Raw genomic sequence first — 14,684 nt, forward strand, 5'->3', positions numbered from 1 at the left:
TGTTACGGTTTAGGTTGATAGTTTGCAAATTGTTCTGGTGTGCCACAAAGCGAGAGCAGATTCATAAGTGCCACATCATATTCATAATACGCTGCCAAGCGAGCTACTTTTACACTGGCAAGCATGGTTTCAGCATCAATAACTTCAGTAGAAGTTGCCATTCCTTCTGTGAAAGATTTCTTTCGGATACGAACCAGTTCTTCGCTTAAAGCAATTGTGGCATTTAAAGCTTTTACATTATCCTGTGCCTTTTCCAATTGCGTATAAAGCTTATCTACACCAACAGCCAAATCGTCACGAGCCTTCATCTGCCCTAAAGCCAGTGTTTGTTCCGTCAATTTCGATTGCCGTACTTTCTTTTCACGATCCAGTCCGTCAAAGAGATTCCATGTAAAGCCAATACCTACCATGGTACGTGGCAACAAATTACTCTGAATACCGTGCGAATACAAGGTCTGTTTTCCGAAAAGGGCTATATTCGGCAGATATCCGCTTTGAGCAATCCGTACTTCCTGTTTGGCAATATGTTGTTGTAACTGTAATTGGTTGAGTGTATAGTTACCGCTGTTTACAGAAAGATCAAAAAGCATTTTAGGCGGTAGTGAATCATTCATAAAAAGTGGAGAGGTAGGAATGATATTGCTATCTGTATCCTTTTTATTCAGCAAAACTTTTAAAGCACTTTGCACTACTGTTTCTTCTTTCCGCGCAGCTTCCAATGCACGTTTGGCTTCGTCCATATTTACTTGGGCAAAAAGCCTGCCTGCTTTGTCAATCATTCCTGCCGCTTCTAATTTCAAGGCATTTTCATAATGTTTCTTCAATCCATTATAAGTTTCTTCACGAACAGTCACTATTTGTTGTGCCAGCCGAAGCCCATAATAACTTTCAACCAACAGGGTTTGCTGGTTAGCCGATACCTGTGCCCGGCTTTCTCGTGCTAAATCGACCATCGTTCTTCCGATATTGGTAGCACGAAAACGCTTACCACCGGAAAAGAGTACCCACTCGGCTGATAAATCAACAGTTGTCAAATTTCTTGGAGTCAAAGGAAATATAAGGGTATTTGCCCCAATTTGATCTAGTATAGACGAAATGATTTGGTCATCCGGAATAATGGAATGTACAAAGTCTTTAGCTGGATCAGTAAACTGCGACAAAGGCTGTTTGACTTCGATCTTCTCCGACATGTGTACAAACGCACCTGTAGACTGAAGACTGGGATACCAGAAAGCATTCAACTTATCACGTTCAGCCTTCGCAATCTCAATACTCTTATCTGCTATTTTCAGACTTTGATTTCCTTGATTCAACAGATGCAGTGATTCTTCGAAACTTAATGCTGTCTGTGCATTTATCTGACCGATGGAAAAACACAAAGTCAATAGTATACAAAGTCGCTTATTTTTTTTCATACTGGTTAGGTTATATCTGAATTTGAGATATTCTAACAGATGAAAAGAGAGGTTTGTTCATTAGAAAAAATATATCAATACAACAAAAGAGGGTTTCAATACTCTTTTATAAGATATTCTATTTTTAAATGAAAAGCTCCGTTCCTTTAGAAGGAAGCTACCCAACAGTTCATAAAGCATCTATTTGTTTCTAAATCTTATTTATTTTGCTAGAGACTAAAACTATCACTTTTTTCTTGCATTAAAATTTCTACGATTTTATTTGAGATATAAAAATTATGTTTACCTTTGCATCACCATTTCACAAGATATTTTGAATCGAGAAATGTAGTAAATACGCGGTAATAGCTCAGTTGGTAGAGCGGCGGCTTCCCAAGCCGCAGGTCGCGAGTTCGAGCCTCGTTTACCGCTCTTTTGAAAATCAGGTGGTTATCTTAAATAAACTGCCTGATTTTTTATTTCCCCCTTTTTCTATGGTTTTATCTCGAAGTAAACCTAACTAAACATTTGTAGAATAAACCTAATCAAATAACCAATATGGCTAAGAAAATAGAGAAATATCTCCCCGTAGATTACAGTGACAGTTTTTCCATAGAAGTTACAGAAAACTATCTGTCTCCTAAAGATATTATTTTAAAAGTCTTTGCTCATAACCCCGCTTGGCTCCAAATGTTGTATGCAATAAGGGCCTGTTTAGTTAAACCCTTCGGTATAGAAACTAAAGCTATTGAAAGTGAAGAACTTATTATAGAGGAAGACAAGCAAGAAGCCATTCTAAGAAAAGACGATAAACATTTACTGTTTTATGTTGATATTTTCATTACACCATTGGAAACAGGAAAACAAATGATTGAGGTTACCACACTAGTAAAATACCATAATCGGGTAGGAAAAGCTTATTTCTTTTGTATAAAACCTTTTCATCGGGTCATAGTGCCTTTAGTTCTCAAAAAGGCACTATACTGAACAAGCATGGTCGCGGATGCAATTATATAACGAATATGAAAAATGAGATATGTACTATAGAAGCACATGACTTTAGAAAATTAATGCATGAAGAATAGGGCAGTTCATGCATTTTTCGTATTTTTGCAACCTGTTTTAACACTCAAGAAAACTTTAAATAGAAAAATATAATGGCAAAAGAACTGAAAGACCTTACCAAACGTAGTGAAAACTACTCACAGTGGTATAACGATTTGGTGGTAAAAGCTGATTTGGCAGAACAATCTGCCGTGCGCGGATGTATGGTGATTAAGCCTTACGGATACGCTATCTGGGAGAAAATGCAACGTCAATTGGACGACATGTTCAAAGAAACAGGACACGTAAATGCATATTTCCCGCTATTAATCCCGAAATCATTCTTAAGCCGCGAAGCAGAACACGTAGAAGGGTTTGCGAAAGAGTGTGCCGTAGTAACACATTACCGCTTGAAGAATGCAGAAGACGGTTCAGGAGTTGTAGTAGATCCTGCAGCTAAATTGGAAGAGGAATTAATTATCCGTCCGACATCAGAAACAATCATCTGGAATACTTATAAGAACTGGATTCAGTCATACCGTGACCTGCCTATTCTCTGCAACCAATGGGCTAACGTTTTCCGTTGGGAAATGCGTACCCGTCTTTTCCTGCGTACTGCCGAATTCCTGTGGCAAGAGGGCCATACCGCTCATGCTACCCGCGAAGAAGCAGAGGAAGAAGCAATCAGAATGTTGAATGTATATGGTGAATTTGCAGAAAAATATATGGCCGTTCCTGTTGTAAAGGGAGTGAAATCAGCCAATGAACGTTTTGCAGGCGCACTTGACACTTACACAATAGAAGCCATGATGCAGGACGGAAAAGCATTGCAAAGTGGTACTTCCCACTTCTTGGGACAAAACTTTGCAAAGGCATTTGATGTTCAGTTCGTTAATAAAGAAAATAAGATGGAGTACGTTTGGGCTACTTCATGGGGTGTTTCTACTCGTTTGATGGGTGCATTGATTATGACTCACTCGGATGACAACGGCTTGGTATTACCTCCACATTTGGCTCCGATTCAGGTAGTGATCGTTCCTATCTATAAGAATGACGAACAACTGAAACAAATCAATGCTAAAGTAGAAGGCATTGTAGCTAAGTTGAAAGCATTGGGTATCTCTGTGAAATATGATAATGCAGATAACAAACGTCCGGGCTTCAAATTCGCTGATTATGAATTGAAAGGTGTACCTGTTCGTTTGGTTATGGGTGGTCGTGATCTTGAAAATAACACTATGGAAGTGATGCGCCGTGATACACTGGAAAAAGAAACGATTACTTGTGAAGGCATTGAAACGTATGTTCAGAACTTGCTTGAAGAAATGCAGGCTAATATCTACAAGAAAGCATTGGACTACCGCAACTCCAAGATTACAACAGTAGACACCTACGACGAATTTAAAGAAAAAATCGAAAAAGGTGGATTTATTCTGGCTCATTGGGATGGAACTACTGAAACAGAAGAAAAGATTAAGGAAGAAACCAAAGCAACCATTCGTTGTATTCCGTTCGAGTCATTTGTTCCGGGAGATAAAGAACCGGGTAAATGTATGGTAACAGGTAAACCATCTGCTTGCCGCGTGATATTTGCACGTTCTTATTAAATAGAATCCGCGCGTAATTATAAAAAGGATGGGAACGATTCAATCGCTTTCATCCTTTTCTTTTTTCCTTCCATATTATATAATTTGTTGCCTGTCCTAATAGTTCATTGGACATTCAATAGTTATTTTCAAACTCTTTTTTCAATCCATTTCAGTTTTATTTCAGAAATATCCCTTTTCTTTGTAGTATGCAAAAAAGAAAGGAGACAAAATTATGAAGATATTGATTGTAGAAGACGAACCCTCTTTGAGAGAACTGATTCAATGTTCACTTGAAAAAGAACGTTACGTTGTGGAAACAGCCGGTGACTTTAATTCTGCTATACGCAAAATTGAAGATTACGACTATGATTGTATCTTATTGGACATCATGCTACCAGACGGAAGCGGACTCGATCTTCTTGAACGACTGAAAGCTCTCCATAAGCGAGAGAACGTAATTATTATTTCCGCAAAGGACTCCTTGGAAGACAAAGTTTTAGGTTTAGAACTGGGGGCAGACGATTATTTACCGAAGCCATTTCATTTGGTTGAACTAAACGCACGAATTAAAAGCGTGATTCGTCGCCATCAGCATGACGGAGAGATTGATATCCGCCAAGGCAATGTACGGATAGAGCCGGATAAATATCGTGTATTTGTCAACGACCAAGAAGTGGAGCTAAATAGAAAAGAGTATGACATCCTGTTATATTTTATCAATCGTCCCGGAAGATTAATCAATAAAAACACTTTGGCCGAGTCAGTATGGGGAGACCATATCGATCAGGTCGATAATTTTGACTTCATATATGCGCAGATTAAAAATCTTCGCAAAAAGCTCAAGGATTCGGGTGCAAATATTGAAATCAAAGCAGTCTATGGATTTGGGTATAAAATGGTAGTAGAATAAAAAAGAAAGAGATTATTGTCCATGAAATTAATATATTACATCATTCTTCGTATTACACTTGCTTTGACCCTGATATTAACAGTCTGGGCTATCTTTTTTTATGTTACGATGATCGATGAAGTCAACGATGAAATGGATGACGCTTTGGAAGATTATTCGGAAACCATTATTGTCCGGGCATTAGCAGGAGAGGAGTTGCCTTCTAAAACCAATGGCTCCAACAATCAATATTACATGATGGAAATAAGCAAAGAGTATGCGGAAAGCCGGGAGGATATTCAGTATAAAGACTCTATGGTATATATTGAAGAAAAAGGGGAAACCGAACCGGCACGTATTCTTACTACTATCTTTAAAGACGATGAAGGGCGATACCACGAACTGACAGTATCGACACCCAGCATTGAAAAAGATGATTTGAGAGATGCCATCCAAGTATGGATTATATTTTTGTATGTAGCTCTGTTATTCTGCATTATTGTCATTTCCGTATGGGTGTTCTATCGGAATATGCGACCACTCTATGTACTTCTTCATTGGCTGGATGGTTATCAAACAGGAAAAAAGAATAAGCCGTTGAGTAACGAAACCCAGATCACGGAGTTCCGAAAATTAAATGAGGCTGCAATTCGTTATGTAGAACGTACGGAGCAGATGTTCGAACAACAAAAACAATTTATCGGAAATGCTTCACATGAAATACAAACTCCACTTGCTATCTGCCGCAACCGATTGGAAATGTTGATGGAAGATGATTCGTTATCAGAAAAACAACTGGAAGAGCTGATGAAAACCCATCAGACTTTAGAATACATCACTAAATTAAATAAATCTCTACTATTGCTTACCAAAATTGACAATGGCCAGTTTACGGATACCAAGCAATTGGAACTAAATGGACTTCTCAAACAGTATCTGCAAGATTACGAAGAAGTTTACGATTATCGTAACATAGAAGCGACTATCGATGAACAAGACATTTTCAATGTGACAATGAACGAATCTTTGGCTGTTGCTTTACTCACGAATCTCCTAAAAAATGCATTTGTACATAACATTGACGGGGGACATATCCGGATCACTGTCACCAAAAACAGCATTACTTTCCGAAATTCGGGAGTAGAAAATCCGTTGGAAAGGGAACATATCTTCGAACGTTTCTATCAAGGAACTAAAAAGGAAGGATCTACAGGTTTGGGGTTAGCAATAGCCGATTCTATCTGTCGTCTGCAACACTTGAATATAAGATATTACTTCGAACAGAAAGAGCACTGCTTCGAAATCTCCAGACAATAATTTTTATTCAGAAAACACAAAGGACACGGAATAAAAGTGAATACCCCATCGGTCATCATCATCCGAGCCACCAGGTATATTCATTTAACTTATTTCTCCGTGTCCTCTGCGTCTTTTATGGTGAGTAATTATCGGGATCGTATTTCTCTCCTCATAAACATGATATAAGAGATAGCAAAGCAGATGACTGTTGCTGCAATCAGTCCCGTCAGTTGCGGCCATACGACTAAAAGACTTTGTCCCAACGGAAGCGGACTAGGAATAGCTCCCTGCACCTGTTCCATAGTCAATGGTCCCAAACTTCTAACAGAAGGCATCAATAATGTAGTAGTAGCTTCATTAAACAATTCACTCGGAGCCAAACGCATCAACCCTAAAATAAACTTCTGATAACTGATAATCTGATAAGGCGACGCCATCTGTGACGGACTCAAACCTTTTGCCACCAAATTAACAATCATGGTATAAAATACGCTAAAGAACAACCAAACAGCCACCGATGCCAATGCAGAAGTCGCCGCCTGACGAAAACGGAGTGAAAACAAAATAGCTAAATTCAGCCAAAATGCTACATAAAAGATACTGGTTATGATGAAGAAAACAATTCTCCAAAACTCTTCTGCTGTAGGAGGAATGCCAATGGCAATCAATCCACAGCCCATTACCAAAAAGCCCAATACAAACAGCATAATGCCTATTACAATTAGAGCTGCCACAAACTTCGCGTTGATAATGCAATCGCGATGAATAGGCTGGGATAGCATACGGCTCAATGTTCCTTTATTTTGTTCGGAGTTGACAGCATCAAATCCCAAAGCGATTCCCAATAAAGGTCCTAAGAAGTTAATAAACAGAACAAAAGAGGGAAGAGTCCCATCTGAAACTGTAAACAACTTCAGGAAAAGAAACGAACCGTCTGGGTCATTAGGCTTGATAGCTTCACCAATATTTGTGAGTGCCGTATATAACGACCCCATGCAGGTAAGCGCTATAATACCTATTAATATAATGAAACGCCAACTTTTGACATGGTCGGAAATTTCCTTGTTGACGATAACCCAAAAAGGATGATTGACTTTATTCATGTCTTTCTCCTCCTTCCTCAAAATAATGGTTATAAATATCAGACAATTCCTGTTTCTTATCTTTCAGTTCTGCCATATCGATCAACGCAAGTAATTGGCCATTACTAAACAAACCAACCCGGTCGCACACTTTCTGTACCTGATCCAAGTGATGGGAAGAGAAAAGTACAGTCAACCCCTCTTCTTTACTCAACCAGCGAATCAGTTCGATAAACTCCTGAACACCGGCCGGGTCAATTCCTGAAGTCGGTTCATCGAGGATAATAATCTCCGGATTTTTAATAAGCACGTCAGCCAATCCCAACCGCTGTCTCATACCACGAGAATATTTTCCGGTCTTTTTGGTTAACTGGTCTTCAAGGCCTACCCGCTTCATCAGTTCCATAGCTTTGGTTTTCGCCTCCTTATCAGGAATACCATTTAATCGCGCTGTATAAATCAAGTTCTCCGGTCCTGTCATATCATCATAAAATCCTACATCTTCAGGCAAATAACCTATCCTCCTTTTTACTTCAATAGGATGTGTGGTGGAATTTATTCCACAGATTTCAACAGTTCCCGAAGTAGGCTCCGTCAATCCTAGCATCATTAAAATAGTAGTTGATTTTCCGGCACCATTTGGTCCCAACAATCCGAAGATTTCCCCTTTTCGGATATTCAGGCGAATATGATCTACAGCAGTGAAATTACCATATTGTTTGGTCAAATCGGTAAGTACGATCACTTGTTCGCCCATAATTTACCTCCTTCCATATTTACGGAACAGATAGTAAACCACACCGATAGTAGCAATGATGATAAGTACACCTACCCATCCCCATATCATCGGAGTTTTTACCGCAATTCTGAACTGCGCGTCGGCATTTACTTCAGGAGTTTTAGCCATGATAGTAGTCACATAGTCCCCGGGCAGCGCTTTTTTAGAAGCCTTCAAAGTAGCCATTACTGTTGATGTCTCTCCAGCTTTTAATGCGTCAACCTTTGAAGGTTCAAAAGTAACTTCCCAGTCTGCAGGTTTATTGGCAGACAACTGAATATCTTTCAGTAATGAGGAACCAGTGTTTCTTACTTCCAACTCTATTTTCTTCACATCACCAGCTGTGACATCTGTGCTCAATAACCCGCGAGGAGTAGTCAGTTCCATTTGATAAGAACCGGTGACAACTACTTCCAGTTCCAATTCGGCAGAAGTTGAACCTGTAGCGGCACGTACCGGAATCTTATAGCTGCCGGCTTCGACATTGGCAGGAGGGGTAATATCTATACTTACATTCTGTGTACTGTTTGCTTCTACTTGTGCAGAAGTGGCTTGTTTGTAGTTCGGCTTAAAAACTACATTCCACCCTCTGGGGGCATTGGCCATCAAAGCATATAGCTGCTGATCGGCGGTCTGATTCTTTAAAGTAGCACTGAAAGTGAAGGTTGATTTCGAATTTCCCTGCATATTGGGCTGGTCAGTAGTAAATTCAGTTTGGTATGTTCCTTTTTGAGCAACCACCACATCCAAAGGAAGTTTAGCGTTTCCGGCATATACCACAAAATGATAGTTGCCTTTGTTCACCTTTAATGGGACTTCGACTTTTAAATTAAAAGTCTTTTTCTCTTTGGGAAGTACCGACAGCTGGCTAAGGCTCCAGCCACCGGATTTCATTTCGTGTTTCCAACTTGCTGATAATCCGCTGACAGAAAGATTAGCATTCGTCAACTGGTCTGTGTTGTTGATAAGATCAATACTATAATCAATTGACGCTCCGGGTGATACGGAAATTTTTGTGTAAGGTGTGTACAAAATCACGCTTTTAGGTATTGAATCATTAGCGTGTGTGTAACTCATGGGAATAACCCCCAATAGAATAGCTAACAATAAAAAATAATTTGTTCTCATAGTCATAAAAAAGTTCTTATGGTTATTTTATATGAATATTGTCAAATTCGTGTGTGCAAAAATAAACGATGTGTATATTAGTAGTTTTAAAAGAATCATAAAGAATCTAATTTCAGGAAGAAATTATAGTGACGCTATCCTTATAGGATGGTGACGGTATCCTTTATATATAGTGACGCTATGTTAACCGGATAGCGTCACTATATTTTTATGAGATTTTTTTTTCGATAATTCTCAAAATTCCCAAATCTTTTCAGATTCTCCTTTCATCTTTGCAATGTGAAATTAATAATAGTAGTAAAAACCAATATTTAAAAAACAACGATTATGAAAAAGTTAGTATTCTTATTAGTATGTCTTTTTACTTTGCAAACAGTAGCTCGTGCAGATGACGACAAACCTATTCAGGTAACTCAAATGCCACAACAGGCACAACAGTTTATCAAACAGCATTTTGCCGACAGCAAAGTGGCATTAGCCAAAATGGAAAGTGATTTCTTCTATAAAAGTTATGAAGTGATTTTCACTAATGGTGATAAAGTAGAATTTGATAACAAAGGTAACTGGAAAGAAGTGAATTGCAAATATAGTGCGGTACCTGCAGCTATTATCCCTGCAACAATTCAAAAATATGTAACGACCAATTACCCCGATGCTAAAATCCTGAAAATAGAGAGGGATAAAAAAGATTATGAAGTAAAACTGTCCAACCGTACGGAATTGAAATTCGACTTGAAATTCAATTTGATTGATATTGACTTCTAAACCTTTTAAAATAGAACAAGATAGAAATGACTGGGATTTCGGATATACGGAAGTGGATATCATTCATAACGGAATATCAAAGATTCACATGATCCCGATCACATAATTCTCATTATAATAAACGATGACATATCCGCTTGGAATCATGTCATCGTTTATTGTTTATTGTTTATTGCTGTTGCGAATGATTTCTCTTTACTGCCGATTTAGCTGTTTTATCAGTGATACTGTCCGTCTGTTGCGGTTTCACCTTTTCTGCTTCTTCCCGTTTGCGCTTATTACGCAACCGCCATTTATTCCAAAAATATAGATCACTCCATTTATTGAAGTCCTTCTTATACATGATACCTACTCCTTGTGTAGTCAAATTCGTTTTAGTATAATAGCGGTCATTCGTCTCATTATAAGCCTTCAGGCGGATATCTCCCGAACGGGTAATCAACCATTCTGCTTCAAAGTCTCCTACAAAGTTAGTATTAGCCATCGGATTGTCCCGATAACCGAAGTTTCCGTTTATCAATAAACGGTTATTTAATAATTGTCCCGACAGAATACCTTCCACTTCCATATCCGTCCAACCTTTATCACCCGTACTCAAATTCGTACCTATATTCCAGTTATTCGTTTCAAAAACTTGTGAAAGTGCATTGTTCAACTGGCCGGAGAGGGTAGATGAGAGCACCGAAGACATCACATTAGAATTTTGATTATTATTCCGTGCATCTTCCGTATAAAACTTACCAATACCCAACAGGTAAAGGATCTGCATATTCATCTGCTCTTCTGTACTGATATAGTTACGTACCAATGTTTGTATTTCATCCCTTTCATTTGGAAGCTCTATACCCAGCTTGATAGTCGGACGTACCAGCATACCACTTAAATTCATGATACAATTTACACGTACATTGGGTTGTTGGATAATAGCCGAAGCATCTGGTATCAAGTCATTCAAAGAAGCCGAATTCACTGTATATGAAGCTTGTATATCCATGTTAGCATCCAGAGGTGCACCATTGAACGTTATTGTACTTCCATCCTTGATTATAAAGTCCTTACGGATTACTTCCTGTAAGCTAAATTTATATACTCCCTGATTAATCCGATAATTACCAAACATCTTCACATCACCTTTATTATAAAATTCCGTTCGAATATTTCCCGTACCTTTTCCGCTGATATAGTCTCCGGCAATAGGGTCCATGATAATTCGCATAGTAGCATCGGGAGTTGCATCCACCAGAATATTCAAACGGATATCCGTTTTCTGTTCTTCTTCTGCCTGGCGTTTTTGCTGTATTTGTTCGTAATATGAGATTATCTGAATAGAATCCTGAATAGTACGACGGGGTGTTTTATCTACAAACTTAATAAACTGATTACTGGTAGCCGATGCTACACTACCATTAATATAAGTAAAGGTAGTATTTCGGTTTGTTGTCATAGCCACGTTTACATCCAGTCCTTGTGTGGCATTTCCGGCAAGTAATACGTTTCCGGTACCGTATACCGTACCATAGAAAGGCATATCTGTCGATTCCTTCGTATTCATCACAAGCATATTATTTGCCTGTATCTCAAAACGATAGTTTAAGTTTTTAAAATGCAGGAAATGCAAATATCCATTCATTCTCCCCGTATGTCCTTCCATGTCGGATATATGTATATTATTAAATGTCAATCCGGTAGGAGCCAGATGAATCGTATCTTTTACAGCAAAATGTGTGTTCAAGATATCAAACTTCATGGAAGCGTCTGTCATAACCGCACCATCCAAATTCAATCCTTTGAATTTTCCATAGAAATGTACTTTTCCTGTCCCCCGTCCTTTAATATCATTGGCAATAGACTTCATATAATGTTCGAGGAATTTTAAGTTCAATTCATTTGCTTCAATATTTAAATCAAGTCCGCTCTCGGGTTTCAATGGATAAATAATACCTGTGACGCGTGACGGAGAAGGGGATATGTCCTGAATGGATGCATCCAACCGGATACCTCTATTTTCGTTATCCCACTCACCATAAATATCCAAATCACCCAAGCGACCCTGATTAAGTGAAAAGTTCTTTATATATAAACGGGTATTCATAATAGGCTTCTTTAGCACTCCGCTTGCATAAGCTGTTCCCGTTGCATCACCTTCAAAATTCACATCATCGGATATGCTTGCAATATCAAATACATATCCCATATTTATATCTTTTAAATCAACCTTTACAGTATCTTTAGGATTCTCGGAGAGCCGGCCGTTAATACGTACATATCTATCCTGATGGCTAAAGTAGAAGTTATTCACATCCACCCTGCCTGAATCGACCACCACTTGTGAAGCATGTATCTTCCAAAGAGTATCATTTAAAATAACATCAGTAGGTTTCACATCTACCATCGCTTTCAACAATGGTTTTTCTCCGCTTGTACGTAGAAATTTGGCAACGGCAGCCAATTGCCCGCTATATGTCACTGCAGCATTATTCCCCCAATTCAATGTCGTACTGACATTATCATCTTTAGCCTGTGCATCCAAGGATAGATTGACTGCCCCTTTCTTTTTCAAAGAAGTCAAACGAACCCGTGCACGAATATGATCAGCAGGATTCTCGCACAGGATCATGCCCGACTCAATAAAGTTATTTTTATATTGCAGACGGGGAAAATATCCTTCTACACGCAAGCGTTGTAAGGCATCATTGAAATATCCCTTCAATGTGGAATGAGTATACACTGTCAACGGTATATCAAAAATTGTAGATAAAATGTCCGTATTATATATATGTACATCAAACTGAAAATTGTTATGTGTTTCAATCGGCTTCTTGGGAGGTAATATCAAAGATGGCACATACTTCCGCATAATATTCAGAATACTGGCAGGTAATGTGTGGTACTGGAATTTACCTTCTATACTTGCTTTCAAGAATTCAGAAGTCAATCTTAGTTGGTTCTCACCGTTCTGTTTTGTAGCCCGAATATTCATATTCTGCATAAAATATGCTTTATCCGGAGCTGTAAACTCCAAACTATCCACATTGATTTCTCCAATCATCTCATCCACTGATCCACCCGTGAAATTAGCTTTCAGCTTTAAAGAGAACTCCGCATCTGGGTATTTGGTCGTAAGATTCAAATCATGTGGGCGCACTTTATTGACTACTGCAAGAAAATTGAAAGTAGGCACTTTGGATGCAACATTTACATCTCCATTCAGATAAATCGATCCATTGGGGTCATCCAACGCTACTTTACCATTAAATCCACCTTGTTTGTATTCTCCATCCAATGTGATATTCTCATATCTATATCTGCTATAATCTACCGAAGCGATCAATCCTTTCAATTCCACGGCAGGCAACTGCTCGGCAATATGCCGGCCATGTACGTCCAAATTGAAAGTGATTTCTCCCAGCTCCTCATTATCCAATAACTTACCCAGCTGGAAATCTTCAGTTTTGATAGCACCGGAATATGCAAACAGTCCTTTAGCCTTGTCAGAACTCAATTTCAAGTCGGTTTTTACATATCCAAGACTCGTTTGTAATCGCCCATAAGTAACTAGGTCCGTGAAGTATCCTGAAATCTCTCCCTGAAAACTTACGTTTCCCAAACGTTCGAGAAGTGGAGGAACTCCATTATAATTGTAACTCAAATTACGCACTAAGAAGCCGACTCCACGAGTATTGGCCGAAAGCTCGGAAAGTGTTCCATATACATACGCATCTTGTGGACGCGACAAATCCTGAAGTGACACATCCCCTCGCAGGCGAAACTGACGGTCGTCGGCCGTAATTTCCAAATGCGAACAAGTCAACTGATCCACAGTTCCCTTCACCTCCATATCCAATGCCACCGGTTCCTTGAAATGCGATAGGATAGGGACAAAAGGAGAAATATCTTTTAGAGTAACTTGCGACGGCAAAGTACGGAAAGAGAAATGCACTTGTTCTGTAAAACGGTCAAAAGCTTTCAAACTATCATACTCTAAATGAATGGTATCCAGCTTAAGAGATGTTTCGGGTAACTCTATAGTAAAATTATCAATGTTTGTCTGCTTATTATTGGCAACCAGTTTCAAACTCATTTTTTTCAAGGAAAAGCCGGAAGCTTTTTCATCAAGGCTCAATCGCTTGATTCCTAAATTCAAAGAGTCCTTACTTAAGGCCTTCAGCGATATATTGGCTATGATATTTTGAAGCTGAATATGTTTGGCGTTAAACTTTCCCGGTGTTTCCTGTTCCGATAACACATGATAGGACATCCTTCCACGACGAATCAGGATGGAGTTAATTCGTAAATCAAGTGAATTTTCTTTCTTTACCGTATCTTTGGAAGCAAAAGCATCCAAAACAAATTTAAAATTAGGAGGAGATTCCGGAGTCTCTTTCCGGAGATTGATATTAAATCCAAAGAGCTGAACACTGCTAACGGATATCTTTCCTTTAAAGAAAGGCATAATATCAAACTTGGCGGATAAACGGGTGACTTTGAGCATTTCCTGACCATTTTGATCGTCAAGCAATACATCATCAATAATAATACGGTTCAATAGACCGATATTAATTCTACCAATCACTACCTTTGTGTTTAAAACTTCGGAAAGTTCTTTAGCCACAAATACACTCATTGTTTGCTGAATGCTCGGTATATTCAGCAAAACAATAGTTCCGATATATACTCCCAGTACAATACCAACTACCCAGCGTACAGTCTTTTTCA

General features: G+C 38.7%; 10 protein-coding genes and 1 tRNA gene. 6 read left to right on the forward strand and 5 right to left on the reverse strand.

The window, feature by feature from the left end:
* Positions 1–2: 2 nt before the first annotated feature.
* Positions 3–1,415, reverse strand: coding sequence for a TolC family protein (locus I2I04_RS07970; RefSeq protein ID WP_143260305.1), 1,413 nt, complete (start codon positions 1,413–1,415; stop codon positions 3–5).
* Between the two features lie 338 nt (positions 1,416–1,753).
* Here I2I04_RS07970 and I2I04_RS07975 point away from each other — a divergent pair.
* The 5 genes from I2I04_RS07975 to I2I04_RS07995 all read left to right on the forward strand — a co-directional run bounded on the left by I2I04_RS07975 (position 1,754) and on the right by I2I04_RS07995 (position 6,233).
* Positions 1,754–1,826 (forward strand) — tRNA-Gly (locus tag I2I04_RS07975).
* Positions 1,827–1,952: 126 nt separating this feature from the next.
* Positions 1,953–2,381 (forward strand): DUF2867 domain-containing protein, encoded by a 429-nt coding sequence (locus I2I04_RS07980; RefSeq protein ID WP_195654749.1) that lies wholly within the window; start codon positions 1,953–1,955, stop codon positions 2,379–2,381.
* A gap of 170 nt (positions 2,382–2,551) precedes the next feature.
* The gene (gene proS / locus I2I04_RS07985; RefSeq protein ID WP_143260307.1) at positions 2,552–4,045 is read left to right on the forward strand and encodes a proline--tRNA ligase; all 1,494 of its coding nucleotides are present in this window, start codon (positions 2,552–2,554) and stop codon (positions 4,043–4,045) included.
* A gap of 214 nt (positions 4,046–4,259) precedes the next feature.
* Complete coding sequence (locus tag I2I04_RS07990; RefSeq protein ID WP_143260308.1) at positions 4,260–4,937, forward strand: response regulator transcription factor; 678 nt, start codon at positions 4,260–4,262, stop codon at positions 4,935–4,937.
* A gap of 21 nt (positions 4,938–4,958) precedes the next feature.
* Positions 4,959–6,233 carry a sensor histidine kinase gene (locus tag I2I04_RS07995; RefSeq protein WP_195654750.1) on the forward strand — a complete coding sequence of 425 codons (1,275 nt, stop codon included), beginning with the start codon at positions 4,959–4,961 and terminating at the stop codon, positions 6,231–6,233.
* Positions 6,234–6,361: 128 nt separating this feature from the next.
* Here the strand turns inward: I2I04_RS07995 and I2I04_RS08000 are convergent, their stop codons facing one another.
* The 3 genes from I2I04_RS08000 to I2I04_RS08010 are packed head-to-tail and all read right to left on the reverse strand — an operon-like array spanning position 6,362 to position 9,209.
* Positions 6,362–7,318, reverse strand: coding sequence for an ABC transporter permease (locus tag I2I04_RS08000; protein WP_007752792.1), 957 nt, complete (start codon positions 7,316–7,318; stop codon positions 6,362–6,364).
* Positions 7,311–8,054 (reverse strand): ABC transporter ATP-binding protein, encoded by a 744-nt coding sequence (locus tag I2I04_RS08005; protein ID WP_143260310.1) that lies wholly within the window; start codon positions 8,052–8,054, stop codon positions 7,311–7,313. The genes I2I04_RS08000 and I2I04_RS08005 overlap by 8 nt, the downstream gene beginning before the upstream one ends.
* Positions 8,055–8,057: 3 nt before the next feature.
* Positions 8,058–9,209, reverse strand: coding sequence for an NEW3 domain-containing protein (locus tag I2I04_RS08010; RefSeq protein WP_143260311.1), 1,152 nt, complete (start codon positions 9,207–9,209; stop codon positions 8,058–8,060).
* 321 nt (positions 9,210–9,530) lie between these two features.
* Between I2I04_RS08010 and I2I04_RS08015 the strand changes: the two genes are divergently transcribed.
* Positions 9,531–9,968 (forward strand): PepSY-like domain-containing protein, encoded by a 438-nt coding sequence (locus I2I04_RS08015; protein ID WP_143260312.1) that lies wholly within the window; start codon positions 9,531–9,533, stop codon positions 9,966–9,968.
* A 169-nt stretch (positions 9,969–10,137) separates the two neighbouring features.
* Here I2I04_RS08015 and I2I04_RS08020 read toward each other — a convergent pair whose 3' ends face one another.
* Positions 10,138–14,592, reverse strand: a complete 4,455-nt coding sequence (locus tag I2I04_RS08020) for a translocation/assembly module TamB (RefSeq protein ID WP_195654751.1) — start codon at positions 14,590–14,592, stop codon at positions 10,138–10,140.
* Positions 14,593–14,684 lie beyond the last annotated feature (92 nt).

This window comes from Bacteroides sp. 1001136B_160425_E2, assembly GCF_015559655.1.
In the GTDB taxonomy this organism is placed as follows: domain Bacteria; phylum Bacteroidota; class Bacteroidia; order Bacteroidales; family Bacteroidaceae; genus Bacteroides; species Bacteroides luhongzhouii.

Coding starts and splice junctions, on each gene's coding strand:
- I2I04_RS08010 (WP_143260311.1), bottom strand. CDS start 9,209: ATGACTATGAGAACAAATTATTTTTTATTGTTAGCTATTCTATTGGGG.
- I2I04_RS08015 (WP_143260312.1), top strand. CDS start 9,531: ATGAAAAAGTTAGTATTCTTATTAGTATGTCTTTTTACTTTGCAAACA.
- proS (WP_143260307.1), top strand. CDS start 2,552: ATGGCAAAAGAACTGAAAGACCTTACCAAACGTAGTGAAAACTACTCA.
- I2I04_RS07990 (WP_143260308.1), top strand. CDS start 4,260: ATGAAGATATTGATTGTAGAAGACGAACCCTCTTTGAGAGAACTGATT.
- I2I04_RS08000 (WP_007752792.1), bottom strand. CDS start 7,318: ATGAATAAAGTCAATCATCCTTTTTGGGTTATCGTCAACAAGGAAATT.
- I2I04_RS07970 (WP_143260305.1), bottom strand. CDS start 1,415: ATGAAAAAAAATAAGCGACTTTGTATACTATTGACTTTGTGTTTTTCC.
- I2I04_RS07995 (WP_195654750.1), top strand. CDS start 4,959: ATGAAATTAATATATTACATCATTCTTCGTATTACACTTGCTTTGACC.
- I2I04_RS07980 (WP_195654749.1), top strand. CDS start 1,953: ATGGCTAAGAAAATAGAGAAATATCTCCCCGTAGATTACAGTGACAGT.
- I2I04_RS08005 (WP_143260310.1), bottom strand. CDS start 8,054: ATGGGCGAACAAGTGATCGTACTTACCGATTTGACCAAACAATATGGT.
- I2I04_RS08020 (WP_195654751.1), bottom strand. CDS start 14,592: ATGAGTGTATTTGTGGCTAAAGAACTTTCCGAAGTTTTAAACACAAAG.